Here is a 227-nt window from a genome sequence, read left to right as displayed (position 1 = left end):
CACGTACGGATTGTTCAGTAACTTGACTCATGATTTCTTACCTCTTCTTGTTTTACCCTCCTCTTCCTCCTCTCTTCCTCCCCTCTCTTTTCCCCTTTCCCCCCTCTCCTCTCTCCCCTTCCCCCCCTTTTCCTCCTCTCTCCCCCCTTCCTTTCCTCCCTTTCCCCTCCTCTTCCTCCCCTTCTCCTCCTCCCCCTCTTCCTTTTTTTCCCTCCTCTTTCTTTTCT

General features: G+C 52.4%; 1 protein-coding gene. It reads right to left on the bottom strand.

Annotation, left to right across the window (positions count from 1 at the left end; translation table 11 throughout):
- Nucleotides 1-27: 27 nt before the first annotated feature.
- Nucleotides 28-227: hypothetical protein (locus EG57_RS27530; RefSeq protein ID WP_200880617.1), on the bottom strand; the 200-nt coding region annotated here is incomplete at its 5' end.

The sequence above is a fragment of the Clostridium drakei genome, assembly GCF_000633595.2.
Lineage (GTDB): Bacteria > Bacillota > Clostridia > Clostridiales > Clostridiaceae > Clostridium_AM > Clostridium_AM drakei.
Note: the sequence above shows the minus strand (reverse complement) of the source record. Positions and strands in the feature narration are given on the sequence as shown.